Annotated in this window: 25 protein-coding genes; 7 read left to right on the forward strand and 18 right to left on the reverse strand. The window is 66.7% G+C overall.

The genetic code is table 11. The annotated features are described in order from the left end of the window. Positions 1-7: 7 nt before the first annotated feature. The 4 genes from AC6EUH_RS16225 to AC6EUH_RS16240 all read right to left on the reverse strand — a co-directional run bounded on the left by AC6EUH_RS16225 (position 8) and on the right by AC6EUH_RS16240 (position 5,237). Positions 8-2,275 (reverse strand): dipeptide ABC transporter ATP-binding protein, encoded by a 2,268-nt coding sequence (locus tag AC6EUH_RS16225; protein WP_499739288.1) that lies wholly within the window; start codon positions 2,273-2,275, stop codon positions 8-10. Further along, a complete protein-coding gene (locus tag AC6EUH_RS16230) occupies positions 2,272-3,297 on the reverse strand; it encodes an ABC transporter permease (RefSeq protein WP_499739289.1) in 1,026 nt (341 codons plus the stop codon). Before AC6EUH_RS16230 ends, AC6EUH_RS16225 begins: the two co-directional genes overlap by 4 nt. 2 nt (positions 3,298-3,299) lie before the next feature. Then, complete coding sequence (locus AC6EUH_RS16235) at positions 3,300-4,286, reverse strand: ABC transporter permease (protein ID WP_499739290.1); 987 nt, start codon at positions 4,284-4,286, stop codon at positions 3,300-3,302. A 354-nt stretch (positions 4,287-4,640) separates the two neighbouring features. Further along, the gene (locus AC6EUH_RS16240; RefSeq protein ID WP_200913016.1) at positions 4,641-5,237 is read right to left on the reverse strand and encodes a TetR/AcrR family transcriptional regulator; all 597 of its coding nucleotides are present in this window, start codon (positions 5,235-5,237) and stop codon (positions 4,641-4,643) included. A 124-nt stretch (positions 5,238-5,361) separates the two neighbouring features. Here AC6EUH_RS16240 and AC6EUH_RS16245 point away from each other — a divergent pair, with 124 nt between their 5' ends. The 3 genes from AC6EUH_RS16245 (at position 5,362) to AC6EUH_RS16255 (ending at position 7,834) form a co-directional block, all read left to right on the forward strand. Beyond that, positions 5,362-5,925 carry an NAD(P)H-dependent oxidoreductase gene (locus AC6EUH_RS16245; RefSeq protein WP_499739291.1) on the forward strand — a complete coding sequence of 188 codons (564 nt, stop codon included), beginning with the start codon at positions 5,362-5,364 and terminating at the stop codon, positions 5,923-5,925. Positions 5,926-6,060: 135 nt separating this feature from the next. After that, entirely contained in the window at positions 6,061-7,353 is a 1,293-nt protein-coding gene (locus tag AC6EUH_RS16250) for an aminotransferase-like domain-containing protein (protein WP_499739292.1), read from the forward strand. A gap of 49 nt (positions 7,354-7,402) precedes the next feature. Then, entirely contained in the window at positions 7,403-7,834 is a 432-nt protein-coding gene (locus AC6EUH_RS16255; protein ID WP_056429048.1) for a universal stress protein, read from the forward strand. 41 nt (positions 7,835-7,875) lie between these two features. Here the strand turns inward: AC6EUH_RS16255 and AC6EUH_RS16260 are convergent, their stop codons facing one another. After that, positions 7,876-9,474 (reverse strand): AMP-binding protein, encoded by a 1,599-nt coding sequence (locus AC6EUH_RS16260; protein ID WP_499739293.1) that lies wholly within the window; start codon positions 9,472-9,474, stop codon positions 7,876-7,878. A 219-nt stretch (positions 9,475-9,693) separates the two neighbouring features. Between AC6EUH_RS16260 and AC6EUH_RS16265 the strand changes: the two genes are divergently transcribed. Beyond that, positions 9,694-10,032: a hypothetical protein gene (locus AC6EUH_RS16265; RefSeq protein WP_056429323.1), complete on the forward strand. Its 339-nt coding sequence runs from the start codon at positions 9,694-9,696 to the stop codon at positions 10,030-10,032. Between the two features lie 24 nt (positions 10,033-10,056). On the opposite strand, the gene AC6EUH_RS16270 is transcribed toward AC6EUH_RS16265, so the two are convergent. From AC6EUH_RS16270 to AC6EUH_RS16320, 11 genes are all read right to left on the reverse strand, one after another. Further along, entirely contained in the window at positions 10,057-10,641 is a 585-nt protein-coding gene (locus AC6EUH_RS16270; RefSeq protein ID WP_056429041.1) for a flavin reductase family protein, read from the reverse strand. A 37-nt stretch (positions 10,642-10,678) separates the two neighbouring features. Further along, entirely contained in the window at positions 10,679-11,449 is a 771-nt protein-coding gene (locus AC6EUH_RS16275) for a 1,6-dihydroxycyclohexa-2,4-diene-1-carboxylate dehydrogenase (RefSeq protein ID WP_499739294.1), read from the reverse strand. Between the two features lie 145 nt (positions 11,450-11,594). Continuing rightward, positions 11,595-12,914, reverse strand: coding sequence for an MFS transporter (locus AC6EUH_RS16280; RefSeq protein WP_499739295.1), 1,320 nt, complete (start codon positions 12,912-12,914; stop codon positions 11,595-11,597). A gap of 210 nt (positions 12,915-13,124) precedes the next feature. Next, positions 13,125-13,973 carry a catechol 1,2-dioxygenase gene (catA, locus tag AC6EUH_RS16285; RefSeq protein WP_499739296.1) on the reverse strand — a complete coding sequence of 283 codons (849 nt, stop codon included), beginning with the start codon at positions 13,971-13,973 and terminating at the stop codon, positions 13,125-13,127. A gap of 196 nt (positions 13,974-14,169) precedes the next feature. Continuing rightward, entirely contained in the window at positions 14,170-14,448 is a 279-nt protein-coding gene (gene catC / locus AC6EUH_RS16290; protein WP_056429033.1) for a muconolactone Delta-isomerase, read from the reverse strand. Positions 14,449-14,504: 56 nt separating this feature from the next. Continuing rightward, entirely contained in the window at positions 14,505-15,605 is a 1,101-nt protein-coding gene (locus tag AC6EUH_RS16295; RefSeq protein WP_056429030.1) for a mandelate racemase/muconate lactonizing enzyme family protein, read from the reverse strand. After that, a complete protein-coding gene (locus AC6EUH_RS16300; RefSeq protein ID WP_499739297.1) occupies positions 15,595-16,500 on the reverse strand; it encodes a LysR substrate-binding domain-containing protein in 906 nt (301 codons plus the stop codon). The genes AC6EUH_RS16295 and AC6EUH_RS16300 overlap by 11 nt, the downstream gene beginning before the upstream one ends. A gap of 151 nt (positions 16,501-16,651) precedes the next feature. Continuing rightward, positions 16,652-18,169 (reverse strand): dihydrolipoamide acetyltransferase family protein, encoded by a 1,518-nt coding sequence (locus AC6EUH_RS16305; RefSeq protein WP_499739298.1) that lies wholly within the window; start codon positions 18,167-18,169, stop codon positions 16,652-16,654. A gap of 77 nt (positions 18,170-18,246) precedes the next feature. Further along, positions 18,247-19,227 carry an alpha-ketoacid dehydrogenase subunit beta gene (locus tag AC6EUH_RS16310; protein WP_499739299.1) on the reverse strand — a complete coding sequence of 327 codons (981 nt, stop codon included), beginning with the start codon at positions 19,225-19,227 and terminating at the stop codon, positions 18,247-18,249. Beyond that, entirely contained in the window at positions 19,227-20,474 is a 1,248-nt protein-coding gene (gene pdhA, locus AC6EUH_RS16315) for a pyruvate dehydrogenase (acetyl-transferring) E1 component subunit alpha (protein WP_499739300.1), read from the reverse strand. The genes AC6EUH_RS16310 and pdhA overlap by 1 nt, the downstream gene beginning before the upstream one ends. A 147-nt stretch (positions 20,475-20,621) precedes the next feature. Next, the gene (locus tag AC6EUH_RS16320) at positions 20,622-21,740 is read right to left on the reverse strand and encodes a histidinol-phosphate transaminase (RefSeq protein ID WP_499739301.1); all 1,119 of its coding nucleotides are present in this window, start codon (positions 21,738-21,740) and stop codon (positions 20,622-20,624) included. A 106-nt stretch (positions 21,741-21,846) separates the two neighbouring features. Here AC6EUH_RS16320 and AC6EUH_RS16325 point away from each other — a divergent pair, with 106 nt between their 5' ends. Next, on the forward strand, positions 21,847-22,233 hold the full coding sequence (locus AC6EUH_RS16325; protein WP_499739302.1) for a phage holin family protein: 387 nt from the start codon (positions 21,847-21,849) through the stop codon (positions 22,231-22,233). 50 nt (positions 22,234-22,283) lie between these two features. On the opposite strand, the gene AC6EUH_RS16330 is transcribed toward AC6EUH_RS16325, so the two are convergent. Beyond that, positions 22,284-23,693: an alpha/beta hydrolase family protein gene (locus AC6EUH_RS16330; RefSeq protein ID WP_499739303.1), complete on the reverse strand. Its 1,410-nt coding sequence runs from the start codon at positions 23,691-23,693 to the stop codon at positions 22,284-22,286. Positions 23,694-23,731: 38 nt separating this feature from the next. Then, complete coding sequence (locus tag AC6EUH_RS16335) at positions 23,732-23,968, reverse strand: hypothetical protein (RefSeq protein WP_235500179.1); 237 nt, start codon at positions 23,966-23,968, stop codon at positions 23,732-23,734. Positions 23,969-24,260: 292 nt separating this feature from the next. On the opposite strand from AC6EUH_RS16335, the gene purB reads away from it, so the two are divergent. Further along, positions 24,261-25,703: an adenylosuccinate lyase gene (gene purB / locus AC6EUH_RS16340; protein WP_056429008.1), complete on the forward strand. Its 1,443-nt coding sequence runs from the start codon at positions 24,261-24,263 to the stop codon at positions 25,701-25,703. Beyond that, the gene (locus AC6EUH_RS16345) at positions 25,700-26,383 is read left to right on the forward strand and encodes a histidine phosphatase family protein (RefSeq protein ID WP_056429006.1); all 684 of its coding nucleotides are present in this window, start codon (positions 25,700-25,702) and stop codon (positions 26,381-26,383) included. Before purB ends, AC6EUH_RS16345 begins: the two co-directional genes overlap by 4 nt. The last annotated feature ends 33 nt before the right edge of the window (positions 26,384-26,416 follow it).

The raw sequence follows: 26,416 nt of genomic DNA on the forward strand, positions 1-26,416 counted from the left end.
TGGTGCGTCAGAGGGACTCGTGGACAACCAACATGTCCGCGTCCAGTTCGCCGTCCGGGTAGAAGCAGGCGAAGTGCTGGTCTGTGGGGGCCGCGGGTGCGGCCGGAAGACCGGCAGCCCGGTAACCTGCGGCCGGGGCGGGAGCCGCGGCCGCTTCCAGCGGCGGCTCAAGGGTGAGGCATTTCTCCTGCTTGGCCGCCGGCAGGGCGGCGAAGACCGGGCAGCGGGTGGCGAAGTTGCAGCCCTTGGGCGCCTCAAGCGGCGAGGGCAGATCCCCCTGCAGGATGATCCGTTCCCGGGTGCGCTCCAGGACCGGGTCGGGTACCGGAATCGCGGAGAGCAGTGCCCGGGTGTAGGGGTGGCGCGGATTGTCGAAGACCGCGTCGACGTCCCCGATCTCCACAATCTTGCCCAGGTACATCACGGCCACGCGGTTGGAGATGTGCCGCACCACGGAGAGGTCGTGGGCCACCATCAGGTAGCTCAGCCCGAGTTCGGCGCGGAGCTTGTCCAGGAGGTTGATCACGCCGGCCTGCACGGACACGTCCAGGGCTGATACCGGTTCGTCCAGGACCACCAGCTTGGGGTTCACGGCCAGGGCGCGGGCGATGCCGATGCGCTGGCGCTGGCCACCGGAGAACTGGTTGGGGAAGCGGTTCACGTGGTCCGGCTGGAGGCCCACGAGTTCCATCAGCTCCATGATCCGCGCGCGGATCTGGGGCTTGGCCATGCCCGCGTTCTCAAGCGGCTCGGACAGCACTTCAAAGACGGTGAAACGCGGGTCGAGGGCGCCGGTGGGGTCCTGGAACACCATCTGGAGTTCCTTGCGCATGGCGCCCTTGGTCCTGGCATCCGCGGCTTGCTTGTTGCTGAGGCCGCCGATGACCACCTCGCCGTCCTGGTCTTTGTGGAACTCCATGATTTCGAGCAGGGTGGTGGTCTTGCCGCAGCCGGACTCGCCGACGATCGAGAAGCACTCACCCTCGCGGATATCGAAGCTCAGCCCGTCGACGGCCTTGACGGTGCCGATGCGGCGCTTGATCAGGGCGCCCTTCATCAGCGGGAAGTGTTTCCGCACGTCCCGGAGCTCCAGCACGGTCCGGCGCTCTGCACGCGGGATCGCGTCAAAGTGTGACACCGGCACGGCCGGGGCCCGGAAGACCTCGCGGACGTCCACGTCACCGCCGAGGGAGTCGGTCTTGATGCAGGCGGCCTTGTGTTGCAGGCCGCCGTCCAGTCCGGCCCCGGCGACGGGCCACAGCTCCGGCTCCCCGTCGAGGCACGCGTCGCCGGCCAGCGGGCAGCGCGGCGCGAAGGAACAGCCCGTCGGGGTATGGACAAGATTCGGCGGGATGCCCTCGATCGGCACCAGCGAGGTCTTCTCGGCCACGTCGACGCGCGGCACCGCGCCCAGCAGGCCCATCGTGTAAGGCATCCGCGGGTTGTAGTAGATGTCATCGACGCTGCCGGTCTCCACGGGCTTGCCGGCGTACATCACCATGATGTCGTCCGCCATGCCGGCGACGACGCCCAGATCGTGGGTGATCATCACGACGGCGGCGCCGGTTTCCTCCTGCGCGGTGTGCAGCACCTCGAGGACCTGCGCCTGGATGGTGACGTCGAGCGCCGTCGTCGGCTCGTCAGCGATCAGCACCCGCGGGTTGTTCGCGATGGCGATGGCGATCATCACGCGCTGGCGCATGCCGCCGGAGAATTCGTGCGGGAATGCCTTGAGCCGGTCCTTCGGGCTGGGGATGCCCACCATGCCGAGGAGTTCGACGGCGCGCGCCTCCTTCGCCTGTTTGCTCATGGCGGGGTTGTGGACCGTGAGCGCCTCGATGATCTGGGTGCCCACCGTGTAGACCGGGGTCAGGGAGGACAACGGATCCTGGAAGACCATGGCGATGTCGTTGCCGCGGTGCCGGCACATCGCCTTGTCGCTGAGGCCCAGCAGCTCCTTGCCCTGGAGCCGGACCGAGCCGGTGACTTGGGCGGTGTCCGGCAGCAGGCCCAGGATGGCCATGGAGGTGACGGACTTCCCGGACCCCGATTCACCGACGATGCCCAGCGTCCTGCCGGCATGGAGGTCGAAGTCGATGCCGCGGACGGCGTGGACCACCCCGTTCTCCGTGTTGAAGCGGACGTTCAGGTCACGGACGGAGAGCACGGCATCACCTGCGGCGTGCAGACCGGCGACGCGCAGGCGCTCAGCAGTGGAGAGGCCGGAGGCGGAGAGCTCGGAGGATTCGGCGCTGGCGGTCATTTCGTGGCTCATGAGGCCTTCTCCTGTGTCTTGCCGGTCTGGTCCTTCTTCTGATTCCTGCCGGTCCTGCCCTTGCCGGAGGCGCGCTTCTTGGCGCTGCCGATGGAGCTGGAGCTGGGGTCGAACGCGTCCCGCAGGCCGTCGTTCATCATGGCGAGCGAACCGGTCAGCAGGAACATGACGGTCAGCGGGACCCAGAACATCCACGGGAACGTGGAGACCTGGGACGTCGCCTGGCCGATCAGCACGCCCAGGCTCACATCCGGAACCTTGATGCCGATGCCGATGAAGGAGAAGGCAACCTCGGCCAGGATCGCGCCGGTGACTCCGCGGGTGATGTCAAGGACAAGGAGCGAGCCGATGTTCGGGACAAGGTGCCGCCAGACGATGCGCCGCGGCGGGATGCCCATGTACTGGGCTGCCTTGACGAAGTCGCGGGACATCAGGGACATGGACAGCGAGCGGATGAGGCGGGCAGTGCCCATCCAGCTGAAGACGAGCAGCACGATGATCAGCAGCAGCCAGCTGGGCAGGCTCTCCTGCAGGCCGTTGCCGCCGCCGCTCGTGGCCACGGCCACGACCAGCAGCGCCGGCATCATGATCAGGGCCTCAAGGATGAACAGCATGACCTTGTCCACCTTCCCGCCGAAGTAGGCCATGGTGCAGCCGTACACCGCCGCGATCAGGACGGAGACGAGGCCGACGACGAGGCCGATCAGGATCGAGACCCGGGTGCCCTCGACGGTGAGGGCGTACAGGTCGATGCCGGCCTGCGAGGTGCCCAGCAGGTGCTCGGCCGACGGCGGCATGCCGATGCTGAAGGGGTCGATCGTTTCCTTGTCCCAGCTGGAGAAAAGGCCGCCGACCAGGGAGAACAGGGTCAGCGCCACGAAGATGACGAGGCCCACGACGGCTGTCTTGTTGCGCAGGAAGCGGCGGAGGATGATCGTCGACTTCGCGATGACGACGTCGTTGTTCTCGATTTTGGCCTCGCCGGTGACGGCGGCCGGGTCGATGGTGTTGAGGTTTGTCATGGTTACTGCACCCGCACTCTCGGGTCGACCAGCGTGGTGGCGAAGTCCGCGAGGATCGCGCCGATCGCAAAGATCACGGAGCCGTAGGCGAGGGTCGCCGTCGCGGCGTTGACGTCCTGCAGTGCGATCGCGTCGATACTCCACGATCCGACGCCGTGCCAGGCGAAGATCTTTTCAGCGAAGAAGCCGCCGGCGAAGATGGCCGGGATCGTGAAGGCGATGCTTTGTGCGACAGGGATGAAGGACACACGCAGGGCGTGCCGGCTGATGGCCTGGTTGCGGGTGAGTCCCTTGGCCCGCGCGGTCCGGACGAAGTCGGCGTTGACGTTGTCCAGGAGGTATTGGCGCTGGGCGATCTGATAGGCGCCCCAGCCCACGATGGTGATCGCGAAGGTCGGCACCGCGTAGTGGGCCAGCATGTCCACGAACTGCGCCCAGCCGTCCCCCTCCAGGCCGGGCGTCGAAATGCCGGTGACGAAGAAGATGCGTTCACCGACCGTCTCGTTGATGTTGATGGCTCCGAGCTGCACCAGGAAGTAGGCGATCGGCGCGGGCACAATGTAGACGAGGTAGCTGTAGGAGGTGATGACCCGGTCCGAGGCTTTGTACTGCCGGGCCGCCGTGTAGACGCCCAGGGCGATGCCGATGATGAGGGTCAGGATGATGGAGGCCAGGAACAGCCGGGTGGAGATCCAGACCCGGTCGCCGAATTCGGCGTTGATGAACGCGCCGCTGGGACTGCGCCCCCAGTCCCAGCGGGTGACGATCGCCGTCAGCCACTCGACGTAGCGTTCCCAGGGGCTGAGATCCGGATCGAGGCCCTTGAGCCGGAAGGAGTTGGCCACCTGTTCGGGGGTGGGCCGCGGGATCCGCTCCTGCTCCAGCAGCGCCGGCTGCAGGGTGTTCACGGCCAGGAAGTACCCGGCGGTGGTGGTCAGGAAGATCATGAAGGCATAGGTGAGGGCGCGCTTGGCGAGGTATCGGAGCATGGGTAGCTAGTTCTGGATCGCCGGTGCCTGTGCGGTGCCTGCCGGGCCGGCTGAAACAGCCTCGCCGCGCGCAGGATATTTGACAAGTTTCACTACCTGATCCTTCCGTAGTCCCCATCCGGCAGGGGATTACCGCTGCCGATCCGGGATCTGGGCCAGCGGGTATCTGGCCGCCTGCAGGCCTTTCGGCAGGCCCTTGTGGGCTATGTTGCAGGTCACATTCCAGAGGAAACTATCACATCGATATTGCCGCCAGATGCCGCCTGCCCGGCGTTCCGGCAGTCAGGTATCAGATCGTTATGAATAATTCAGGGGAATTGATTTGATCGGTGTGAGCCGGAGAGCCGCGCCCGCCTACGCTCCGCGGACTACGCGCGAGACGAGCTCGCGCCACGACGCGGCGAGCCGCTCCGGGGCTATGTGGTGCACGCGAACGGCATGCAGGATCCGCTCAGGCTCCAGCACAGCGCTCAGCGATGTGGCCATCAGCCAGGGATCCGTGGTGACCCCCGCTTCCCGCAGCAGCATCTCCAGGTGCCGGTGCCAGAGGACGGCCGCCGGCACGTCGAACCGGTTGTAGGCCGACACGTCCGCGGCCCGGGCCAGCTCGCCGAATTCCAACACCCAGGCGATGCGCTCCTCGCCAAAGGCGATGAGCCGCTCCAGTGGCGGTGCGCCGGGGCCGAGCGGGGGCGGACCGAACATAAAGCGTCCCTGGAAGTGGGCCTCCGCGTCACTCAGGAGGGTCATCATGAGTCCGGCCCGGCTGCCGAACCGCCGGAACACCGTCCCCTTGCCCACGCCGGCCCGCTGCGCCAGCGTTCCCATGGTCAGGCCGTCGGCCCCGCACTCCTCAATAAGCTCGCGGGCAGCACGGAGCAGCAGCTCGCGGTTCCGGGCGGCGTCGCGGCGCTCGGGCTCCAGGCCCGGGCGCATTGGGATTGAGCTCACACCGCACAGTCTAGTCCCGGGGAATAGAAACGGACCGCAGTCCGTTTTGATCAGTGAAGGCCGGCAAAGCCTCCATGATCATCCAGCCGCAGGATCACCTGTGGCGCGAAACCTAGGAGTTCACATGTCCAAGAACACCGTACTCACCCTGGTCGGCAGCCTCCGCGCGGATTCCACCAACCAGAAGCTGGCCGAAGCCATCCAGCTGAACGCGCCGGAACAGGTTGAGGTGCTCATCCACGACAGCCTCGGCAACATCCCGTTCTACAACGAGGACATCGACGTCGAGGGTCAGGTCCCGGCCGCCGCCGCCGCCCTGCGCGCCGCCGCGAACGACGCCGACACCCTGCTCCTGGTCACCCCGGAGCACAACGGCACGGTCCCCGCCTCGCTCAAGAACGCCATCGACTGGCTGTCCCGCCCGTTCGGCGCCGGCGCCCTGAACGGCAAGCCGACTGCCGTCGTCGGCACCGCCTTCGGCCAGTTCGGCGGAGTCTGGGCCCAGGATGAGGCCCGCAAGGCTGTAGGCATCGCCGGCGCCCGTGTCCTCGAGGACGTCAAGCTGGCTGTCCCGGGCTCCATGGTCCGCTTCGCCGAAGTCCACCCCAAGGACGACGCCGAGGTCGTGGAGCAGATCAAGGGTGTCTTCGACGCGCTGGAAGAATCCCTTACGGCTACCGCGGCCTAATTCCCCGTCGATTTCGCGCCGATTCCAGACAGCCGCCACGTGGATCCACGTGGCGGCTGTCCGTTTCCGACGCGAATCCGGGTGGGAGGAAACAAACGTTTCCCCTGTAGCAACAAGGGTTGTATTCTGGGAGATGTGACCCACGAAACACTTGATGCCGCCGCAGAAGTACTTCCGGCCGAGGCAATTGACGCAATCGAACGTGCGGCTACGTCCGCCCACCGCCACGAGGACCTGTTCTCGGAGCGCGCAGCAAATATCAAGCAATCGGCAGTCCGCGATGTCTTCGACATCTCGCTGCGCCCCGGCCTCGTGTCCCTGGCCGGCGGAAGCCCATACCTCCAGTCCCTGCCGCTGGAACGGCTCGGCCAGACCGCCGCGAAGATCATCGCCGAACAGGGAATGACCGCCCTGCAGTACGGCGGCGGCCAGGGCACCGAGGAACTCCGCACCCAGATCTGCGAAGTCATGGCCGCGGAGGGAATCCTGGACGCCAAACCGGAGAACGTGGTGGTCACCGCGGGTTCGCAGTCGGCCCAGGATGTCGCCACCAAAGTCTTCTGCAACCCGGGGGACGTGGTGCTGGTGGAGGATCCCACCTATGTCGGCGCGCTCAACACCTTCGAGGCCTACCAGGTCCAGGTCGCCACCGTGCCGATGGACGGCGACGGCATCGTCCCGGACCTCCTCGAGGCAAAAATCGCCGCCCTGCAGACGGCCGGCAAGAACATCAAGTTCCTGTACACCATCCCCAGCTTCAACAACCCCTCCGGCGTCACCCTGTCGGCGGAGCGGCGGCAGCAGGTTGTGGACATATGCCGCAATGCGAATATTTTGGTGCTGGAGGACAATCCCTACGGACTGCTTCGGTTCGACGGTAAGCCGCTCACGCCGCTGCGGGCCGCCAACCCGGACGACGTGATCTACATGGGGTCCTTCTCGAAAATCTTCGCGCCCGGTCTGCGGATCGGCTGGGCCCTCGTCCCCGCGCACCTCCAGCGCCGCTACTACCTCGCCTCCGAAGCGGTCACCCTGTGCCCGCCGACCCTCAACCAGATGCTGGTGTCCGCCTACCTCCGCGACTACGACTGGCGCGGCCAGATCGAGACGTACCGGGGACTGTACAAGGAACGGTGCGATGCCATGCTGGCCGCCCTCGGCGAGTTTATGCCGCCGGGCCTGAGCTGGACCCGGCCGGAAGGCGGATTCTTCGTCTGGGTCACCCTGCCCGACGGCGTGGACACCTACCCCCTGCTGAAGAAGGCCATCGACGCCGGGGTGGTCTTCATTCCGGGTGCGGCCTTCACCCATTCCGACGATCCCTCCAACAAGATCCGGCTGGCTTTCAGCGCCGTACCGCCGGAGACCATCCGCGAAGGGGTCCGCCGGCTGGCACCGGTCCTGCGGGAAGCCATCGCCGCGCTGTAGCCTGAATCATTGTTATGGCCAGCCGTTCGTTGATCTCAAGGAGCACTTCATGACCGGAATTATTGTTGTCGGCGTCGATGGCAGCGAGACTGCCCTGCGGGCCGCGCAAACCGCACGCGACCTGGCCACTTCGCTCGGGGCCACCCTTCATGTGGTCAGCGCGTTCGACAGCGACAGGACAGAGGTCTACAGCAGCGGCGGCGACAAGTGGATTGTCTCCGACGCCGGCGACGCGGAGAAAGTCGCGCGGAGCGTCGCAGACAGCCTGCGCACTCCTGCACTCCACGTCACGTACGCGGCCGCCCGCGGCAAGCCGGCCGAGGCTCTCATCGACGAAGCGGCACGATCCGGCGCGCAGCTGATCGTGGTCGGCAACCGCCGGATGAGGGGGCTGGGGCGTGTGCTCGGGAGCGTTGCCAACTCCGTGGCGCACAACGCCCCCTGCGACGTTTACATCGCCAAGACAGACGTCCCCGACTAGCGCTCCAGCGTGGCTGGACCGCCAGTCGGGCAGCGGCAGTCTTATCCGGCTGCAGCCTCAGCCGTCTTGAGCTTCCGGCGCAGGATTTTGCCGGAGGAGGACTTGGGCACGGCGTCGATGAACTCCACCCGCCGGATCTTCTTGAAGGGCGCCACCTTGGCCGCCACGAAGTCCATCACCGCGGCCTCGTCGAGCCGCTCGCCGTTGTCTCCGGGCTGGCGCACCACAAACGCCATCGGCACTTCCTGGCCGTCGGCGTCGGACGTGCCGATCACCGCGGCGTCGGCGATGCCGGGATGCGTGAGGAGCAGCGCCTCAAGCTCCGCCGGAGCGATCTGGTAGCCCTTGTACTTGATCAGTTCCTTGAGCCGGTCGACGATGGTGACGACGCCGTGGGCGTCCACGGTGGCAATGTCCCCAGTGCGCAGAAAACCGTCGGCATCGAGGGTGTCCGCCGTTTCCTCGGCGCGGTTGAGGTAGCCGAGCATCACGTTCGGTCCCCGGCAGAGAAGGTGCCCGGGCGCGCTGGTGCCCTCGGCCGGAACGTCGATGTCCTCCCCGGTGGCGGGATCCAGCAGCCGGCAGTCCATGTTGGGGACCGTGTATCCCACCGAGCTGACGGGCAGCTCGGCGGCGTCAGCGGGAATCAAGTGGGACACCGGGCTCATCTCGGTCATGCCGTAGCCCTGCAGGACCCGGCAGCCAAGGCGTTCGGCCAGCCTGCCGCCCAGTTCCCCGTCGAGGGGCGCCGCTCCGGACAGTGCGGTGTGCACCGAGCTGAGATCGTAGTCGGCCACCATCGGGTGCTTTGTCAGGGCCACGGCCACCGGCGGGGCAATAAAAAGGTAGCTGCACCGGTGGTCCTGGATGATCCGCAGGAACTCGGCCAGGTCAAACTTCGGCATCGTCACGAGGCAGGCGCGCTGGCGCAGGGCGAGGTTCAGCAGCACGGTCAGTCCGTAGATGTGGAAAAACGGCAGTAGCGCCAGCAGCCGGTCCTCAGCGGTGACCTTGAGCAGCCCGCGGGACTGCTCGGCGTTCGCCACAAGGTTCCGGTGGCTGAGCATCACTCCCTTGGGCCGGCCGGTGGTCCCGGAGGAGTACGGCAGGACGGCCACGTGGGTAGCGGGATCGAACGTGACGTCCGGCGCCGGGGCGCCGGACGTCAGCAGGTCCCGCAGCGAGGGGTGGCCGGCGGCGCCGTCGAGCACGACGAGCCTGTCCGCCGGGATCCCGGCACGCGTGGCGGCTTCCCGGGCTGCGGGGAGCAGGGCCGAGACCGTAAACATCCATTCGGCTCCGGCGTCGTCAAGCTGGAGGGCGATCTCGTCCGCCGTGTACAGGGAGTTGACGGTGGTGACCGTGGCGCCGGCCCGCAGGAGTCCGTGGAAAACCACGGCGAAAGCCGGGACGTTGGGGCACAGGATCGCCGCCACGCCGTGGACGCCCAGGCCCCGCGCCGCCACGGCTCCGGCAACGGCGTCGATCTGCCCCACCAGGGTCCGGTAACTGGTCTCCGCGCCGCTCGTGCCGTCGACGACGGCGATCCGGTCCAGGTCCGCCTCCACCAGGCCGCCAAAGAGGTAGTCGTAGAGGCTGACATTGGGAATTTCCACATCGGGGAACGGGCTCGAAAACACGCAACATCTCCTTTGATCCGCGTCCGCCAGAGTGGCGGCGGCTGGTGCCACTCTAGTGCCGGCGGACCGTCCGGGACAGGTCCGCCTTGACGCGCGTCACCACGCCCCGTGGGCAGGCTCACGGGGATTCCGCCCCGTCGCGGCACTGTGCCGGCGGTAAAATTGAAGGTGCCCCCGCCGGCGTGGACGTCCAATATTCTTGAGTTCCAAGGGATGAACATGCTCACTCTTCAGCGCCGCCAGCTGGTTGGCCACGACATTCTCCTCGCCCGGCACGGCAACCACATCAGCGCCATGCGCGTCGACCGCCAGTCCGGCCGCGTCGTCGCCTATCTGGACGACGGATCCACGGACAGCGCCCCCAACATGATCTCTCCCGGGCTGCGAATGCCGGACACGATGCGGAGCGTCCTCCGCGATGACTGGAAGTTCTTTGCCGTGATGACCGCGTGCACCACGGGCTTCGCCGGCGCGATGACCGCCGCCGCCGTCGCCCTCGCCGGCATGAGCGGCGACCCGGGAATGGCCGAGCTGCTGACGGCTTACTCGGGGACCTAGCCCCGCGCCGGGGCCCCGGGCAGGCTAGCGGGACTTTGGGGCATGAAGCGGCCTGAAGTAGTTGGACCCCGCGAACCAGCCCGATTCGGAGTCAGCGCCGGAGTGATCCGACCGAATTGCCTCGACGCGGCGCCCCATTGTGCGGAACTCACCGCCGAAGAACACGAGCGGTTCACGCTGTGTGATGTCCATGGCCATGACCTCGCCGACAACGATGATGTGGTCACCGCCGTCGTAGATGTTCCACGGCCGGCACTTAAGCGTGGCGGCGTTCCCGGTCAGCACCGGGACGTTGCCGTTCAGAGTCCATTCCGGTTCCGTGTCGACGACTTCGCCGGAAAAGTGCCGGGCCGCATCGACTTGTTCGAGGGACAGGATGTTGATGGCGAACGGGGCACCTTCAAGGTACCCAGCGGCGCGCGAGGCCCGGGTCAGCGTGATCTGGACCAGCGGCGGGTCGACGGATACCGCGGCGAACGCGTTGACCGTGGTGCCATGCGCAACCCCGTCGTCCGTCCGGGTGGTGACCACCGTGACACCGGTGGCGAACGTGCCGAATACCTGGCGCAATTCTCGCTTTTCCATGCCTCCCATGACGTCCTGCGTCATCGACTTCCCCTTCCTGCTGTTGTTCGAACCGCCTGGGTTATCCGAGGTCCCCGCCGCCCACCGGCAGCACCCCACCGGTGATGTAGCTGGCGTCGTCAGAGGCCATGAACAAGATCGGAGCGGCCTGCTCTTCCAAAGTGCCGTAGCGCTTGAACAGGGTGCTTTCGGTGGTCTGGTCTATGATCTGCTGGTACCAGACCTCTTCTTGGGCGGACTGCGCGTTGGGGTTGCGTGGAACCTTCCTCGGCGGGGCTTGCGTGCCGCCGGGTGCAGTGGCCACGACGCGTATACCCTTTGATGCTGCCTCGAAGGCCAGCGACGCGGTCAAGGCGTTGATCCCGCCCTTGGACGCCGCGTACGGCACACGGTTGATGCTGCGCGTGGCTATCGAGGAGACATTTACGATGACCCCAGCGGTCCGCTCGATCATGTGCGGCATGACGGCGCGGCAACACCACAGTGTGGGGAAGAGCGAGCGCCGTACCTCGGCCTCGATCTCCTCCTCCTGGTAGTGCTCATAGGGCTTGGCCCAGATCGTGCCGCCGACGTTGTTGATCAGGATATCGATCCGGCCGAACTCCGCCACGGCGTAGGCCATCAGGTCCGCGGCGCCTGCATAGGTTTCCAGATCGCAGACAAAATACCGGGCAGGAGCACCACCGGCCGTCAGCTCAGCACACACCTCAATGACCAGCTCGGACCGGTCCGCCAAGACGACGCTGCCGCCCTCGGCGGCAATCTTATGGGCGACGGCGCCAATCCCCTGGGCGGCGCCGGTTACCACTACAACCTTGTCAGTAAAACGCATTGCTGTGCGTCCCCTTCTTCCTGGGATCTTTCGGCCGGTTACGGCCAATTTTCGTAAACTCGCAGGTGCCCGCAGCACCGGTGCGGGTCCCGGGTTTGCCCGTCCGCGCCGCTGCCGCGGGCCCTGCCAGTCGTCTCTTGCGTCGTCAGCTGACGGCTTCGCGTTCCAATGGCGCCGAAGTCGTCGGGACAGCCCCGGCTTGGCTTGCCGAGTTCCGCACCATTAGGGTGGCCAGGCCGGCCAGAACCAGCGGTACGGCGAGCGCCATGAAGTAACCGGAGACGCCCAGCCCCGTGAGAATGATCCCGCCCAGGGCAGAGCCAACGATGGCACCAAGGCGGCCAATTCCGATGCCCCAGCCGGTAGCAGTGGCACGAAGTTGAGTGGGGTAGGCGTTGGCGATCAGATAATTCAGGGCCAACTGCTGGCCGCCAATGCCGAAGCCGGCCAGCCCGATCAGCACGAACACCAGCGCGAAGTTGGAGCCGGCCAGCCCCAGACCCAGCGCGATGAGGATCCCCGCGGCAAACATGACCAGCAGCAGTTTTCTGGGGTTTACCTTGGGCAGGATGATGGACAGAGGGATGGCGAAGAGGATGAACGCACCGTTGACGGTAACGGTTCCCATCGCGGCCTGCGAGCCGGCCAGCCCCAACATTTTGAGCGCGGTTGGCATCCAGAGCAGCAGAAGGAACCAGGCGATCCAATTGAGCAGGTAGGTGGCGAAGACTGCGATCGTGACCATCCGGTATCTGGCTGAGAAAAGTGCAGCGACAGAGCTGCGCTCCTCCATTTTGTCGTTTGTCGCGAGCACGGCATCCGGGCTGACGGGGCTGCCGGAAATGGAGGCCATGATCTGACGTGCCCGAGCGTCTGCCGCGGGGGTGCCCTTGGCCGCCAGGAAGACCGGCGATTCCGAGAGCATCCTGCTGCAGACCAACACCATGGCAAGTGGCAGCACGCCGCCGACCAGGAAGATGCCGCGCCAGCCCATCACCGGCAGCCATGCCGCCGCCACAAGCCCGCCGAGAAGCGCGCCGCCAGGCAGGCCGAGCAACACCAATGTCATAAACGTGCCACGGCGGGATTTGGGGCTGTACTCAGCCGTCAACGCCAGCAGTGCCGGGGTGGCCCCGCCCATGCCGAGGCCAATGAGGAAGCGCAGAATGACAATCTGTTCCAGGGATTGAGCGAACGCTCCGGCAAGGGAGAACACACCAAAAAGGGCCAGGGCGAGCAGGACGGTCTTCTTCCGGCCGATCCGGTCCCCGAAGGTGCCAAGGGACATCGCGCCCACGCACATGCCAACGGTGCTGGCGGTGATCACCCAGGTCATGTCTGTGGCCTGCAGGCCGAAGTCTTCGGCGATCGCGGGTCCGATGAATGCAATGGACTGCGTGTCGAATCCGTCCAGCAATGCGATCACGAAACAGAGGACGACGATGGACCATCGTTTGAATCCCATGGGCGTGTTGTCGATAACGTCCTGGACGTTATAGGCGGGTTTAGTCACCGTTAACTCACTTTCGTGTGAATGTTCTGACCCGACTGATCCGGGGTCCGTGCGGCTGCGGCAACTTCATTTTGGGCAGGCGGCATTACGGCGGATGTTGGGGATGAATTGTGGGTCGACCCCAGGGCCGGATGGTTCCGGCCCCGGGATCGGGAAAGGGGCTTAGTCCTGGGGGTCGAGAACGAAGTCGTAGGTGACTTCGCGTCCCTTGCCGTCAGTGCGCTCCGTGGGCGCGAGAATGAGTTCCGGTTTCACGGCTGAGGCGATGTCGTCGGCGACGTGCTCGTCACCCTGGAAATACAACTGGGTGGTGATGAGCTGGTGCACCGGGGCCGACACCTTCAGGTGCAGGTGGGCGGGCCGCCAGGCGTGCCAGCCGGCCGCAGCAATGAGGGCACCGCAGGCGCCGTCTGTGGGGATCTGGTAAGGCGCGGGCTGCATGGTGTTGATCTGGAAGTTGCCCTGGGCGTCGGCGATGATGGAGCCGCGGAGGTTCCATTCAGGCAGTCCGGGGGCGAACTGGGAGTAAAAGCCGAGGTCGTCGGCGTGCCACAGTTCGATCAGGGCCCCGGCGAGCGGCTCTCCGGCGACGTTTGTGACCTGGCCCTGGAACAGCAGCGGAGTGCCGGGTTCGTCCTCGCGCATCGGCAGGGTGGCCGGGGTGTTGAGGGTGGGGGCGTCTGGGATGTAGTAGGGCCCCTCGATGCTGCCCTTGGAGCCGTGGCGGCTGGAGTTGGCGACCTCCTCGACGGAGTGCTCCACCCAGACGTCCAGGAACAGCGGCCATTCGCCGTCCTCGCCGACCTGGATGAGCCAGGCCTTGAAGGCGTTGTATTCGTCGTAGGTGACCTTCTCGTCCAGGACGGTGTCGTTGATCGCCTTGATGACGCGGCCCGCAAGCATGCTGACCCGCTCCTGGCTTGTGCTGTCGGCGATGTGCTTGTTCTCCCGGAAGCGGGCGGTTGCCCCCGCACCCGAGGAGGCTGCTGTGGCTTCAGTTTCCGTTGTCATGGTGACTCCTGTGTCAAAAGAACGATGGTAGAAACGGCTGTCGGTGGGTTCCGGGCTGGCAGACTGCGCTGCGCGTCGTGCCCCGCATCACATCCGGTGTTGCTTCAACGGTAGGCCTGGAATTGATCGAGGGGAAATACCTATTTCCAGCCCATTGAGAGCTTTCGGATATGAAAGGGCGGAGGGGGTACGCGGACTATTCGACGGCGGACGGGTGCTTGGCGAGCGGCGTCACCTTGATGTCCATGAACGGGAAGAGCGGCAGTCCGGAGAGCAGGGTGTGCAACTCGTCGTTGTCCGCGACGTCGAACACCGAGTAGTTGGAGTACTCGCCGACAACCCGCCACAGATGCGCCCAGCGTCCGTCGCGCTGGAGCTGCTGGGAATACTCCCGCTCCTCCGCCTTGATGGCGTCGGCGCGCTCCTTGGGCATGTCCAGCGGAATGTTGACGTCCATGCGGACCAGGTACAGCATGTGGTTCTCCTTGTGGTGTGCGGTCTTTCTGACGGCAGAATGCGGCCGGGTCAGGCCTAGTCCTGCCGGTACTTTTGCAGTTTGTCCGCGTCGATGGCCGCGCCGACGCCGGGGACCTCACGGACCCGGATGGCGCCGTCGCTGATTTTGAGCGGCTCGGCCAGGAGGTCGTCTGTCATGTCCAGATAGTTGGAGAGCTCCCCAGCCCGACGGGAACTGGCCTCGAAAGCAGCGCCAAAGGTAACCGTGGCGAGGCTGCCGACCTGGGTGTCGATCTGGTTGCCCATCGTGACATCCACGCCGAGGCCTTCGCAGAGGCCGAGGATCTGTTGGGCTTCGGTGAACCCGCTCCGGGCGGTCTTGATGCAGATCGCGTTGCTGCCGCCGGAGAGCAGTTCCCGGGAGACGTCACCGAGGGTGGGCACGCTTTCGTCGCCCACGATCGGAATGCTGGAGCTCTGCACCAGCCGACGGCGGCCGAGGGCTTCTCCGGCGTCGCATGGTTCCTCCAGCATGGACAGGCCCAGGCCCTCGGTCCGGCGGAGGACCTCCATGGCCTCATTCGCCGTCCAGCCGCGGTTGGCATCGAGGTAAATCTCCGTTTCCGCGCCGAGCCCCTCACGCAGGACATGGCAGGCCTCGACATCGAGGGAGAGCGGCCGCCGTCCGGTCTTCAGCTTAAAGGTGTTGATGCCGTACGTTTCGCGGAACCGGAGCGCTTCCTCGAGGAGCTCCGCGGCGGGCTTGAAGCCAAGCATGTGAGAGACCCGCATGCTGTCCGTAAAGCCGCCCAGCAGTTTGTGCACCGGGGTGCCCAGGGAAATCCCGATGACATCCCAGAGCGCGATGTCCAGGGCCCCCTTGGCCGTGGGGTTGTTGACCGTGCGCCGGAGCAGCTGCTGGACCTTTGAACGGTCCAGCGGGTCCAGCCCGATGAGCTGCGGGGCGAAGACCTTGGTCACCACCGAGACGATCGAATCCTGGGTTTCGCCGTAGGTGTAGGGACGCGGCGGGGTGTCGGCAACACCGCAGACGCCGGTGTCCGTGTAGATCCGGACCAGCACGTGTTCCGCGGAGGTCACCTCGCCGCTGGCGAATTTCAGCGGGCGCGCGTAGGGGATTGAATAGGGGATGGCCTCGATGCGTTCAATTTTCACGGCGGGATTCCTTTGTGGCGGCTGTGGGCTGGGAGTCGAAGAGCTGCAGGAAGCTGCGCAGCAGTGGCGTCTCGGCATCGCGGATCCAGGCCACGGCGAGGTCAACCGGCGGCGAGTCGCGCAGCGGGCGGAACACCACACCTTGGAACGAGAACATCCGAGAGGTCATGGGCACCAGCGCGATCCCCATCCCGGCTGCGACGAGCGAGAGCAGGGTGGAGGTTTCCCTCGCTTCCTGGACGAGCCGCGGCTGGAACCCGGCCCTGCGGCAGGCGTCCACCAAGATGCTGCTGACGGCGGAATAGCTGGGATAGCCGATGAAGTCCTGGCCTGCGAGCTCGGCCAGGTCCAGGGTGCCCTTGTCCGCCAGCGGTGAATCCGCGGGGAGCGCGGCGACCAACTGATCTTGTTCGAGCAGTTTTAGCGCTATCGTTCCGGAGCGGACCGGTGGGCGGAGGACGGCGACGTCGAGCCGGCCGTCCTCGAGCGCGGACTCCATCTGGGGCGTCAGCATCTCGCCCTGTACGGTGATGCGGAGTCCGGGAAGCGTGCGGCGGGCGGCCTGGACAATGGTGGGCATCAGCCGGTACGTGGCGGTTCCCGTGAAGCCGACACGAATGACGCCGGTGGCACCGGCCCCGACCTGCTGTACGTCTTCCTCGAGCGCTTCGAGTTCCTGAAGCAGCAGCCGTCCTCGATCCAGCAGGAGCTGCCCGGCCGGGGTGATCTCCACCTTCCGAGTGGTGCGAAGCAGCAGGGGTGTGCCGAGCTGTTCTTCCAGCTGTCGGATCTGCTGGGACAGGGGCGGCTGGGCCATGTGCAGGCGCTGGGCCGCGCGGCCGAAATGGCGCTCCTCGGCCACGGCAATGAAGTACTTGAGGTGGCGCGTCTCCATTGAAACTCCCAGGCAGCTCGGACACGGCCGTATGCCGTGCTCTGACCAGCTTAGGAGGACCTATTAGTAAGGTGAAATACCTATTTTGAAGCTATTGGGACGTATTGCATATCAATGGCCGGGCTGGGCGGGGGTCCCGCGACCTGCCCGCTCAGTCGAGCAGCAGCGCGGGCTCTTCCAGGATCGCGGCGACGTCGGCCATGAACCGTGCGGAGAGGTCGCCGTCCACCACCCGGTGGTCGAAGGAGCCGCCGAGAGTGGTGATCCAGCGCGGAATCACCTCTCCATCAAGGACCCAGGGTTTCTGCTTGATGGTGCCGAAGGCCACGATGGCGACCTCGCCGGGGTTGATGATCGGCGTGCCGGTGTCGATCCCGAGGGCGCCGATGTTGGTGACGGTCAGGGTGCCGCCCTGCATCTGGGCCGGCTGGGTCTTGCCCGCGCGGGCGGTCGTCGCGAGGTCGTTCAATGCCAGGGCCAGCTCCTTGAGCGAGAGATCCTGGGCGTTCTTGATGTTCGGGACCATCAGCCCGCGGGGCGTTGCGGCGGCGATCCCGAGGTTCATGAAGTGCTTGACGTGGATCTCGGCGGAGTCGCTGCCGTCCGGGTTGTCCACCCAGGTCGCGTTGACGCTGGGGTTGCGGGCTGCGGCCCAGATGACGGCCTTGGCCAGGATCAGCAGCGGGGAAACTTTGATGCCTTCGAAATCGCGGGAGGCCTTGAGCCGCTTGACGAACTCCATAGTCCGGCTGGCATCGACGTCGACGAAGATGCTCACGTGCGGGGCGGCGAAGGCCGACTCGACCATGGCCCGCGCGGTGGCCTTGCGGACACCCTTGACCGGGATCCGCTCTATGCGCTGTTCCTGCGGGCGGCCGGTCTTGCCCCAGAAGGTATCGGCCTTGTCCACTTCCGCGTCGCGCTGGGCCTGGTAGCTGACCAGGTCCTCGCGCGTCACCTCCCCGCGGGCGCCGGTGGGGATGACGTCGGAGAGGTCGATGCCGAGGTCGCGGGCGATCTTACGCACGGGAGGCTTGGCCAGGACCCTGTTGACGAGTCCGCTGATGGCGCCGCTGAGCGTGGGACGCTGGTCAATGGCTTCGGCGGGACCGGTGGCGGCCGGGCGCTCCGTATGTGCGACCGCCTCCGGGCTGATCCAGATGTCGTGCGCCTCGACCCCCACCTGCTCCGCGAGCGGGGCCGCCTCCGCGGTGGCGGCCGACACAGCAGGGCTCGCAGCCGGACCGGCGACCCGGCGGCGGCGCTTGACGGCGTCGGCCTTCGGACCGGAGCCCACCAAGGGGCCGCCGGCCGGTCGCCCGGCCGAGTCACCGGCGTCGGACGTGTCCGGCTCCAGCTTCCCGTACAGCGGAACATCAGGAGCCGGCGCGGCGGGGGCAGGCTCCACGGCGGCGTCCGCGGCGGGGGCGGCGTCGCTGACGCTGATAATCGCGGTCCCGACGTCGACCGTCAGGCCCTCGGGCACAAGCAGCTCGGTGACTGTGCCGGCGAACGGTGACGGCAGTTCCACGAGGGACTTCGCGGTCTCGATTTCGCACAGGACATCGTTGATGGCCACGGTGTCGCCGGGTTTGACCTTCCAGGCGACGATCTCGGCCTCGGTCAGCCCTTCACCCACGTCGGGGAGGTTGAACTTGTGGAGAGTCATGTTGTCCTTGTTGGGGAAAGGCGCCTCAGCGGGAAGCGGTCAGTATGAAAGGGCGCAGTCAGTAGGAATAGGCGTAATCAATATGAGAACGCACGGTCGAGTGCCTCAAGAATGCGGTCGATGTCCGGCAGGTAGTCTTCCTCCACCTTCGCCACCGGGTAGGGCATGTGGAAACCGCCCACGCGGATGACGGGGGCCTCCAGTGAGTGGAAGGCACGCTCGCTGATCCGGGCCGCGATTTCGCCGCCGATCCCGCCGAAGGTCGGGGCCTCGTGGGCCACGATCAACCGGCCCGTCTTCTTGACGGATTCCGTGACGGTGTCGAAGTCGATGGGCGAGATGGAACGCAGGTCGATCACCTCGACGCTGTGGCCGTCCTCGGCCGCGGCGTTGGCCGCGGCCAGAGCCACCGGCACCAGCGGGCCGTAGACCACCACGGTGGCGTCGGTGCCCTCGCGGAGCACGTGGGCCTTGAACGGGTCTGCGGAGGTTCCGGGGGTTTCGGTGTCGACGTCGCCCTTGAGCCAGTACCGGCGCTTGGGTTCGAAGACGATCACGGGGTCCTGGCAGTCGACGGCCTGCTGGATCATCCAGTAGGCATCGTGCGGGTTGGACGGGGTGATGATGCGCAGGCCGGCTGTGTGGGCGAACAGTGCTTCCGGGGACTCCGAGTGGTGCTCGATCGAGCCGATGCCGCCGCCGTACGGGATCCGGATGACCACCGGCACAGTGAGGTTGCCGTTGCTGCGGGAGTGCATCTTGGCCAGCTGGGTGGTGATCTGGTTGAAGCCCGGGAACACAAAGCCGTCGAACTGGATTTCACAGACGGGCAGGTAGCCCCGCAGGGACAGCCCGATGGCGGTGCCGATGATGCCGGACTCCGCCAGCGGGGTATCCACGACGCGGTCGGCGCCGAATTCCGCGATGAGGCCGTCGGTGACCCGGTAGACACCGCCCAGGGGGCCGATGTCCTCGCCCATTAGGAGGGCGCGGGGGTTGTTGGTGAGCGTGGCGCGGAGGCCTTCGTTGATGGCCTTGGCAATGGTCATGGTGGTCATCAGTTGGCCGCCTCCGTGTCTGCAGGTTCCGCCTCGTCCACAAATCCTGCGCTGTACTCCTCGAACCACGCCAGCTCTTCGGCCACCAGCGGGTGGGCTTCCACATAGGTGTTGGCGAAGGCGGTCCGGATGTCCGGAGTTTCGAGATCGTGGGTGGTCTTGCGCACGTAGGCGGCGAGTTCGTCACCGTCTGCCCTGACCTGCTCGAAGAAGTCGTCGTCGGCCAGACCCTGGGCGCGGAGGTACTTCTCCAGGCGCTCCAGCGGGTCCTTGGCCCGCCACCGGCCTTCCTCGGCGGATTCCCGGTATTTGGTGGGGTCATCGGCCGTGGTGTGCGCGCCGACGCGGTAGGTGAAAGCCTCGATCAGCACGGGGCCCTCGCCCTGGCGGGCACGCTCCAGGGCCCACTCGGTGACGGCATGGACAGCGATGACATCGTTTCCGTCCACCCTGATGCCCGGGAAGCCGTAGCCCTTGGCCCGGTTGGCCAGCGGGACCCGGGTCTGCACGGAGCTGGGGACGGAGATCGCCCAGTGGTTGTTCTGGCAGAAGAACACCACGGGGGCCTTGTAGGAGGAGGCGAACACCATGGACTCATGGACGTCGCCTTCGGAACTGGCTCCGTCGCCGAAGTAGACCATAACGGCGGCCTTGGGCTCGGCCGCCTGGCCGGGAGTTCCGTCCGCGAGTGCGGCGGACGCCGCGAACTTCTGGTCGCGCTGGATGCCCATCGCGTAGCCCACGGCGTGCGGTGTCTGGGCCGCGAGGACCAGGGTGTAGAGGTGGAAGTTGGTGTCCTTGGGGTTCCAGCCGCCATTGGAGACCCCGCGGAATTGGCGCAGCAACTCGGCGAGGTCCACGTTGCGGGTCAGGGCGACGCCGTGCTCGCGGTAGGTGGGAAAGATGTAGTCCTGCGGCTGGCTGGCCCGGCCGGAGCCGATCTGGGCGGCTTCCTGCCCGGTGAGCGGAACCCACAAGGCCAGCTGGCCCTGCCGCTGCAGGGCGGTGGCCTCCACGTCGAAGCGGCGGATTTTCGCCATGTCGGCATAGAATCCGCGCAGGTCCTCGGGGTTGATCCGTTCGGCGTATTCCGAGAAGACGGGATCGGAGCCCAGGGTGCCGTCGGGAGCGAGAAGCTGCACCATCGGCTCGGCAGGATCGCCCAGGCGGGCTTCGGCCTCCGCCTCGAGCCGGTCCTCAATATCGGTTCCGTCGAACTCGGTAGAGGGCAGATGTGTGGCGCCCATACCGTCTCCTTGCTTGCCGCATCCGAATGCGCCGCAATCGCTGGGATATATGCCGGACCGGTTATACATTCCCGATCCGGCATATATTTTGGCTTACTCGTCCCTACTTTAGCCGCAGCCGACCGGCTGCGGCCGTCATGTTAAGCGCTAGGAACGCCGCGGCGGTTTTGTATAGATCGCACAGAGTTCCAGGAAACGGGTGTTGGCCTCGGTCTCGCCGATGCTGACCCGGACACCCTCGTTGGCGAAGGCGCGCACGGAGAGTGCCCGCTCTCCCGCCAGAGCGGCGAACTCCACACTGTCGGCACCCAGATTGAGCCACACGAAGTTGCCCTGGGCCTCGGGCACGAACCAGCCCAGGTCTCGCAGCGCGGCGGTGACGCGGTCCCGTTCGTCCACCAGGCTTTGTACCCTTTCTACAACCTCATCGAAATGCTCCAGGGACGTCACGGCCGCGGATTCGGCGATCTGGGACACCGCGAACGGCGTGGCGGCGACGCGCAAGTGCTGGGTGAGATCGGGCTGGGAGACGCTGTAGCCGACCCGCAGCCCGGCAAGGCCGTGGGCCTTCGAGAAGGTCCGCAGGACGACGACATTGGGGTATTTCCGGTACATTTCGATGCCGTCGACGGCGTGCTCGTCGCGGACGAACTCCTGGTAGGCCTCGTCGATGACCACCACGACGTCGGCGGGAACCCGTTTGATGAAGCGCTCGGTCTCCTCGGTGGTGAGGATCGGGCCGGTGGGGTTGTTGGGGGTGCAGAGCAGGATCATGCGGGTGCGTGCGGTCACCGCTTCGGCCATGGCGTCGAGGTCGTGGCGGCCGTCGCCGGTCAGCGGGACCCGGACGCTCTCGGCGCCGGCCAGCCCGACGCAGATCGGGTAGGCCTCGAAAGAGCGCCAGGCGTAGATCACTTCGTCGGGCTTGCCGTCGTCGTTCTGCCCCGCGAAGGTGGCCAGCAGCTGGTTGAGTGCACCCAGGCTCCCGGCGCCGGTGACGATGTCCTCGGCCGGAACGTCCAGGAACCGGGCCAATGATCCGCGCAGCTTGCTGCTCAGCGGATCCGGATAGCGGTTGAAGTCGGTCTGCGCCGCGATGGCCTGCTGCACTGCAGGGATCGGGGGGAGCGGGTTTTCGTTGGAGGAAAGCTTGTAGCTGACCAGGCCCTCGACGGGCACCGGCGGTTTGCCGGCCGCGTAGCGGGGAAGAAGGTCTACCACCGGGCGGGGCCGGATGCCCCCGGCCGTGTTCTCTGATGAAGTCATGCCAACCAGCCTACTTCGGGTCCCCGCCGCAATCGTCTGCCTCAACTGTGGAAAGAGGGGGATATGGTCCCTGCCGTCGCCGGCGGGGATATGACAGCATGGCCCCATGAGCTCATTCATCGTGCGGGTCATCATCAACGGGCTGGCCCTGGCAATCGCCTGCTGGATTCTCACCGGCCTCGATATCACCACCCAGGGCAACGGTATGGTCGCGATTGTTCTGGGCTACTTGTTTATCGGCCTGATCTTCGGCCTCGTCAATGCCTTCGTCAAGCCCATCGTCAGCCTGTTGTCGCTGCCGATCACCATCCTTACCCTGGGCCTCTTCACGGTTGTCATCAACGCGGGAATGCTCTACCTGACCTCCTGGATCAGCAGCTACACCACCGTGCATTTCACCATTGACACCTTTTTCTGGACCGCGGTGTTCGCTGCCCTCATCATTAGCGCCATTTCCCTCGTAGCCAGTTTTCTTCCCGCACTCGACCGGTAGGCGCACTGCAAGGAACCAAGCCACATTCCCCCTGGCTGCGTTCAACCCGGCTAGGCCGCCGGCTGCTGCGGGCGGTCTGCGGGCTTTTCTCCCGGACTCCGCCGCGGCCCCGGAGCCACGGGAGCACCCGGAGCCACGGGAGCCCCACGGTGTGCCGGCATCGCTTCGCGGCGGAGCGAGAAGCGCGTCACTGTGGCAGTGCCACCCGCACCGACCACGGCCGCAAGCGTCGCGGTGGAAGCCTGCAGTGATGGATCCTGGCTGGCGGCAATGTCACGGGCCCCGGCGGCGTAGCGTTCCATGGCATGGCCCGGTCCCAACCCCGGCTCCAGCCATTCAGGGCCGGGGATGGGCCCGGTCAAAGTCACGGTCACGCGGTCCTTGGCGTCCGGGTTGGGCAGCCCGTCCGCTCCGGGCACCCAGTCCGCTTCATGCTCCAGGTGCAGGCTGCTGATGCCGCCCGCAGGCTCGATCCCGCCCACCGGGGAACCCGCCGTGAGCACGAACTTCAGCTCGTAATCGGACAGGAACGCTTTGTCCCGGCCGAGGTTCATGGCATGGATGCCGCCCTGGCTGTAGCCGACGGCGGCCACCTGGTCGCCCGCCTCGGCGCCGGCGTCCGTCAGGGCCCGGCGGATGGCAGCGGCGGTCTCCGCCGAGTCGTAGCCGAGCCCTTCGGTGATGCCGCCGGCGTCGAAAGGGTTGGTGCCCTGCGGCAGTCCGTCCAGCTGCGTGCCGGGAATGATGACCGCCCACGCTCGGCTGCCGGGCTCCCCCAGCCGTAGGACCTCGATCTCCCCGCTGTTCCGGCCGACGGCCTCCGCCCGCAGCAGCAACCCGGAGGGTGACACGTCGACCTCCTCCGTCCGGGTTTCCCTGCCGGCGATCCGGACCGGCCGGGGACGGAGAAAATCCAGTCCCGGCGCGTCCGCCAATCCACGGATCGCGGCCCGCACTCCGCCCTCCGGTCCCGCCAACACGGCCAAACCGGCAGGCAGGCCAAGCAACAGCGCCAGCCTCGCGGGCGCCAGCGCGACTGCGTCCTCCACCGTGTCGCGCACCGTGACCGGAGGCAGGCCGAACAGTCCCCACAAGGGCCCGTACGCCGGGCCGGTCCGGCCAATCCGCAGAAGCAGGGCATTCCGGGCCTCCGTGAACTCGTACTCCCGATGGCTGGCGCGGACTTCGCTGGCGAGACCTTCCAGCTCTGTCCGGACGCGTCGGAGGGCCCTGGCTCCTTCCCCGACGGCGACAATCGCATGGCTGCCGCTGGAACACGCATCAGACTGGTAAGGGAACAGAGCACGACGCACCCCGTCGGCCTCCGCTTCCACGGCCGCCAGCTCCCGGACGATCCCGTCCAGGGCCGCGGCGCCGGACAGCAGCTCCTCGAACTGGAAACTGAGTCCGCCCACTCCGCCACGGATCCGGAGCGCCCCGTCCTCCGGCGCAACCGGCACGGGTGCTCGCCCGGAGCCCGCCGGCGAGGACTCGGCCATCAGCCCGGACGCCCCGGGGGCAACATCACGTTCCGGGCATGCCGCAGGACGGCGGCGACGGCCTCCTGCAGGGCCGTCCGGCTGCGGCGCAGGGACGCGGCCTGCAGGGACAGCGACGTCCGGTAGGCCCGGCCTGCCGGGGACTGCCAGCTCTGCAGTTCCACGCTGACGAGCCGGGCCAGCACTGCGTCCACGTGGTCCACGCATGCGGCCGTGCGGGCTGCAAGCTGCTGCACCTCATGGCCGCGCGATGCGCAAGCCGCGGCGTCAGAGGCCAATAAGGCCCCCGCTGATGCGGCGCTGCCGGTGCTTCCTGTGCTTCCTGTACTGCCGGTTCTGCCGGTTCTGCCGGCGCTCGTGGACATACCATCGACGCTAGGCAACCCGCCGGGCCGGCTGAAGTTCCCGTCCCACCCATGTGGACAACTTGGCGCAGGGAGCCACGTGGCGAATGCGGCAAACCCGGCCAGGAAGTCATATGGACCGGTGCGCTTAAGGCCCGGCGGGACTTCGTGAAAGAATCGGAACATGCCTGAAACTGCCGCCACAGCTGATACCCGCACGCCGTCCGGACGCCTGGCCCTCGCCGCGTCCTCACAACAGATCGCGCTCGGTCCGCTGGACGGCCGGTACCAGTCCGCCGTCGCGCCGTTGGTCGACTACCTCTCGGAGGCCGCCCTCAACCGTGACCGGGTCGCCGTCGAGGTTGAATGGCTCATCCACCTGACCGGCAACAGCGTGCTGCCCGGCGCCGGGCCCCTGACCGCGGAGCAGCAGGAGAAACTGCGCGCGATCGTCACCGAATTCGACGCCGGATCGGTCGCCGAACTGGCTGACATCGAAGCCGTCACAGTGCACGACGTCAAGGCCGTCGAGTACTACATCGGCCGCCGGCTGCCCGCCATCGGCATCGAACACCTGACCGCCCTGGTCCACTTCGGCTGCACCTCCGAGGACATCAACAACCTCTCCTACGCCTTGGGCATCAAGGGCGCCGTGGAGGATGTCTGGCTGCCCGCCGCGCGGAAGCTCGTCGCGCAGATCAGCGCGATGGCCGAAGCCAACCGGGCCGTGCCGATGCTCTCCCGCACGCACGGCCAGCCGGCCACCCCCACCACCCTGGGCAAGGAACTGGCCGTCATCGCGCACCGCCTGAACCGCCAGCTGGACCGCATCGCCCGGACCGAATACCTCGGCAAGATCAACGGCGCCACCGGCACCTATGCCGCCCACGTGGCCTCGGTTCCCGGCGCCGACTGGCAGCACGTCGCCCAGAGCTTCGTGGAAGGCCTGGGACTGAGCTGGAACCCGCTGACCACCCAGATCGAAAGCCACGACTGGCAGGCGGAGCTGTACGCCGACGTCGCGCGGTTCAACCGGATCCTCCACAACGTCTGCACGGACATCTGGAGCTACATCTCGATCGGCTACTTCGTGCAGATCCCGGTCGCGGGTGCCACCGGTTCCTCCACCATGCCGCACAAGGTCAACCCGATCCGCTTCGAAAATGCCGAGGCCAACCTGGAGATCTCCTCCGGGCTCCTGGATGTCCTGGGCTCCACCCTGGTCACCTCCCGGTGGCAGCGCGACCTCACCGACTCCTCCTCGCAGCGCAACATCGGGGTGGCCTTCGGCCACTCGCTGCTCGCCATCTCCAACGTGGCCAAGGGCCTGGACCGCCTGAAAGTCGCGGAGGACGTCCTGGCCGCGGACCTCGACACCAACTGGGAAGTCCTGGGCGAGGCCATCCAGATGGTCATGCGCGCCGAAGCCATCGCCGGCGTCGAAGGCATGGAAAACCCGTACGAGCGGCTCAAGGACCTGACCCGCGGGCAGCGCGTCGATGCCGCCAGGATGCAGGAGTTTGTCCAGAGCCTGGGCCTGTCCGCGGACGCCGAGGCCCGGCTGCTGGCGCTCACCCCCGGCAAGTACACCGGCATCGCGGACAAGCTGGTGGACCACCTCGCATGAGGCTCCTGCTCATCCGCCACGGCCAGACGCCCGGGAACGTCCTGGGCCAGCTGGACACCGCCCACCCGGGCCCCGGGCTGACCGAGCTCGGCGAACGGCAGGCCGCCGCGCTGGCGCGGTCGCTGGTGAATGAGCAGATCGACCGTCTCTACGCCTCCACGCTGATCCGTACCCAGATCACGGCCGCGCCGCTCTCGAGCGTCCGCGGCCTGGAGATCGAGGTGCTCGAGGGCCTGCACGAAATCGAAGCAGGGTCCCTGGAGAAGCTCACCGACAAGGAGTCGCACCTGCGCTACCTCGGCACGGTGTTTGGCTGGGCGGACGGGGAACTGCACCGCAGGATGCCCGGCGGTCCCAGCGGGCACGATTTCTTCGAACGCTACGACGCCTCGATCGCACGGATCGCCACCGCAGCAGCGTCCGGCACCGCGGCATCCGGCGGCGCCGGGACCGTGGCCGTGGTCAGCCACGGCGCCGCGATCCGCGTCTGGGCGGGCCTGCGGGCCCGCAACATGGAGGCGGGCTTCGCGGCCCGCCACGTCCTCGCCAACACCGGCATCGTGGCGCTGGAAGGGGATCCCGACGCCGGCTGGCGGCTCATCCACTGGGACGACAGTCCCGTGGGCGGCCTGGCGCTGGTGGATCCGACGGCGGAGGACCCCACCGGCCGCACGCTGTAGCCGAATTCTCCGGAACCTTACGCACAGGAAACA

Source organism: Arthrobacter sp. 001422645, from assembly GCF_059816125.1.

What these genes read in the sequence shown, in the direction of transcription:
- AC6EUH_RS16230 (WP_499739289.1), bottom strand. Translation starts at nt 3,297, where the DNA reads ATGACAAACCTCAACACCATCGACCCGGCCGCCGTCACCGGCGAGGCC.
- AC6EUH_RS16310 (WP_499739299.1), bottom strand. Translation starts at nt 19,227, where the DNA reads ATGACCACCATGACCATTGCCAAGGCCATCAACGAAGGCCTCCGCGCC.
- AC6EUH_RS16235 (WP_499739290.1), bottom strand. Translation starts at nt 4,286, where the DNA reads ATGCTCCGATACCTCGCCAAGCGCGCCCTCACCTATGCCTTCATGATC.
- purB (WP_056429008.1), top strand. Translation starts at nt 24,261, where the DNA reads ATGCCTGAAACTGCCGCCACAGCTGATACCCGCACGCCGTCCGGACGC.
- AC6EUH_RS16345 (WP_056429006.1), top strand. Translation starts at nt 25,700, where the DNA reads ATGAGGCTCCTGCTCATCCGCCACGGCCAGACGCCCGGGAACGTCCTG.
- AC6EUH_RS16305 (WP_499739298.1), bottom strand. Translation starts at nt 18,169, where the DNA reads ATGACTCTCCACAAGTTCAACCTCCCCGACGTGGGTGAAGGGCTGACC.
- pdhA (WP_499739300.1), bottom strand. Translation starts at nt 20,474, where the DNA reads ATGGGCGCCACACATCTGCCCTCTACCGAGTTCGACGGAACCGATATT.
- AC6EUH_RS16225 (WP_499739288.1), bottom strand. Translation starts at nt 2,275, where the DNA reads ATGAGCCACGAAATGACCGCCAGCGCCGAATCCTCCGAGCTCTCCGCC.
- AC6EUH_RS16280 (WP_499739295.1), bottom strand. Translation starts at nt 12,914, where the DNA reads ATGGGATTCAAACGATGGTCCATCGTCGTCCTCTGTTTCGTGATCGCA.
- AC6EUH_RS16245 (WP_499739291.1), top strand. Translation starts at nt 5,362, where the DNA reads ATGTCCAAGAACACCGTACTCACCCTGGTCGGCAGCCTCCGCGCGGAT.
- catC (WP_056429033.1), bottom strand. Translation starts at nt 14,448, where the DNA reads ATGCTGTACCTGGTCCGCATGGACGTCAACATTCCGCTGGACATGCCC.
- AC6EUH_RS16270 (WP_056429041.1), bottom strand. Translation starts at nt 10,641, where the DNA reads ATGACGCAGGACGTCATGGGAGGCATGGAAAAGCGAGAATTGCGCCAG.
- AC6EUH_RS16265 (WP_056429323.1), top strand. Translation starts at nt 9,694, where the DNA reads ATGCTCACTCTTCAGCGCCGCCAGCTGGTTGGCCACGACATTCTCCTC.
- AC6EUH_RS16320 (WP_499739301.1), bottom strand. Translation starts at nt 21,740, where the DNA reads ATGACTTCATCAGAGAACACGGCCGGGGGCATCCGGCCCCGCCCGGTG.
- catA (WP_499739296.1), bottom strand. Translation starts at nt 13,973, where the DNA reads ATGACAACGGAAACTGAAGCCACAGCAGCCTCCTCGGGTGCGGGGGCA.
- AC6EUH_RS16325 (WP_499739302.1), top strand. Translation starts at nt 21,847, where the DNA reads ATGAGCTCATTCATCGTGCGGGTCATCATCAACGGGCTGGCCCTGGCA.
- AC6EUH_RS16255 (WP_056429048.1), top strand. Translation starts at nt 7,403, where the DNA reads ATGACCGGAATTATTGTTGTCGGCGTCGATGGCAGCGAGACTGCCCTG.
- AC6EUH_RS16300 (WP_499739297.1), bottom strand. Translation starts at nt 16,500, where the DNA reads ATGGAGACGCGCCACCTCAAGTACTTCATTGCCGTGGCCGAGGAGCGC.
- AC6EUH_RS16275 (WP_499739294.1), bottom strand. Translation starts at nt 11,449, where the DNA reads ATGCGTTTTACTGACAAGGTTGTAGTGGTAACCGGCGCCGCCCAGGGG.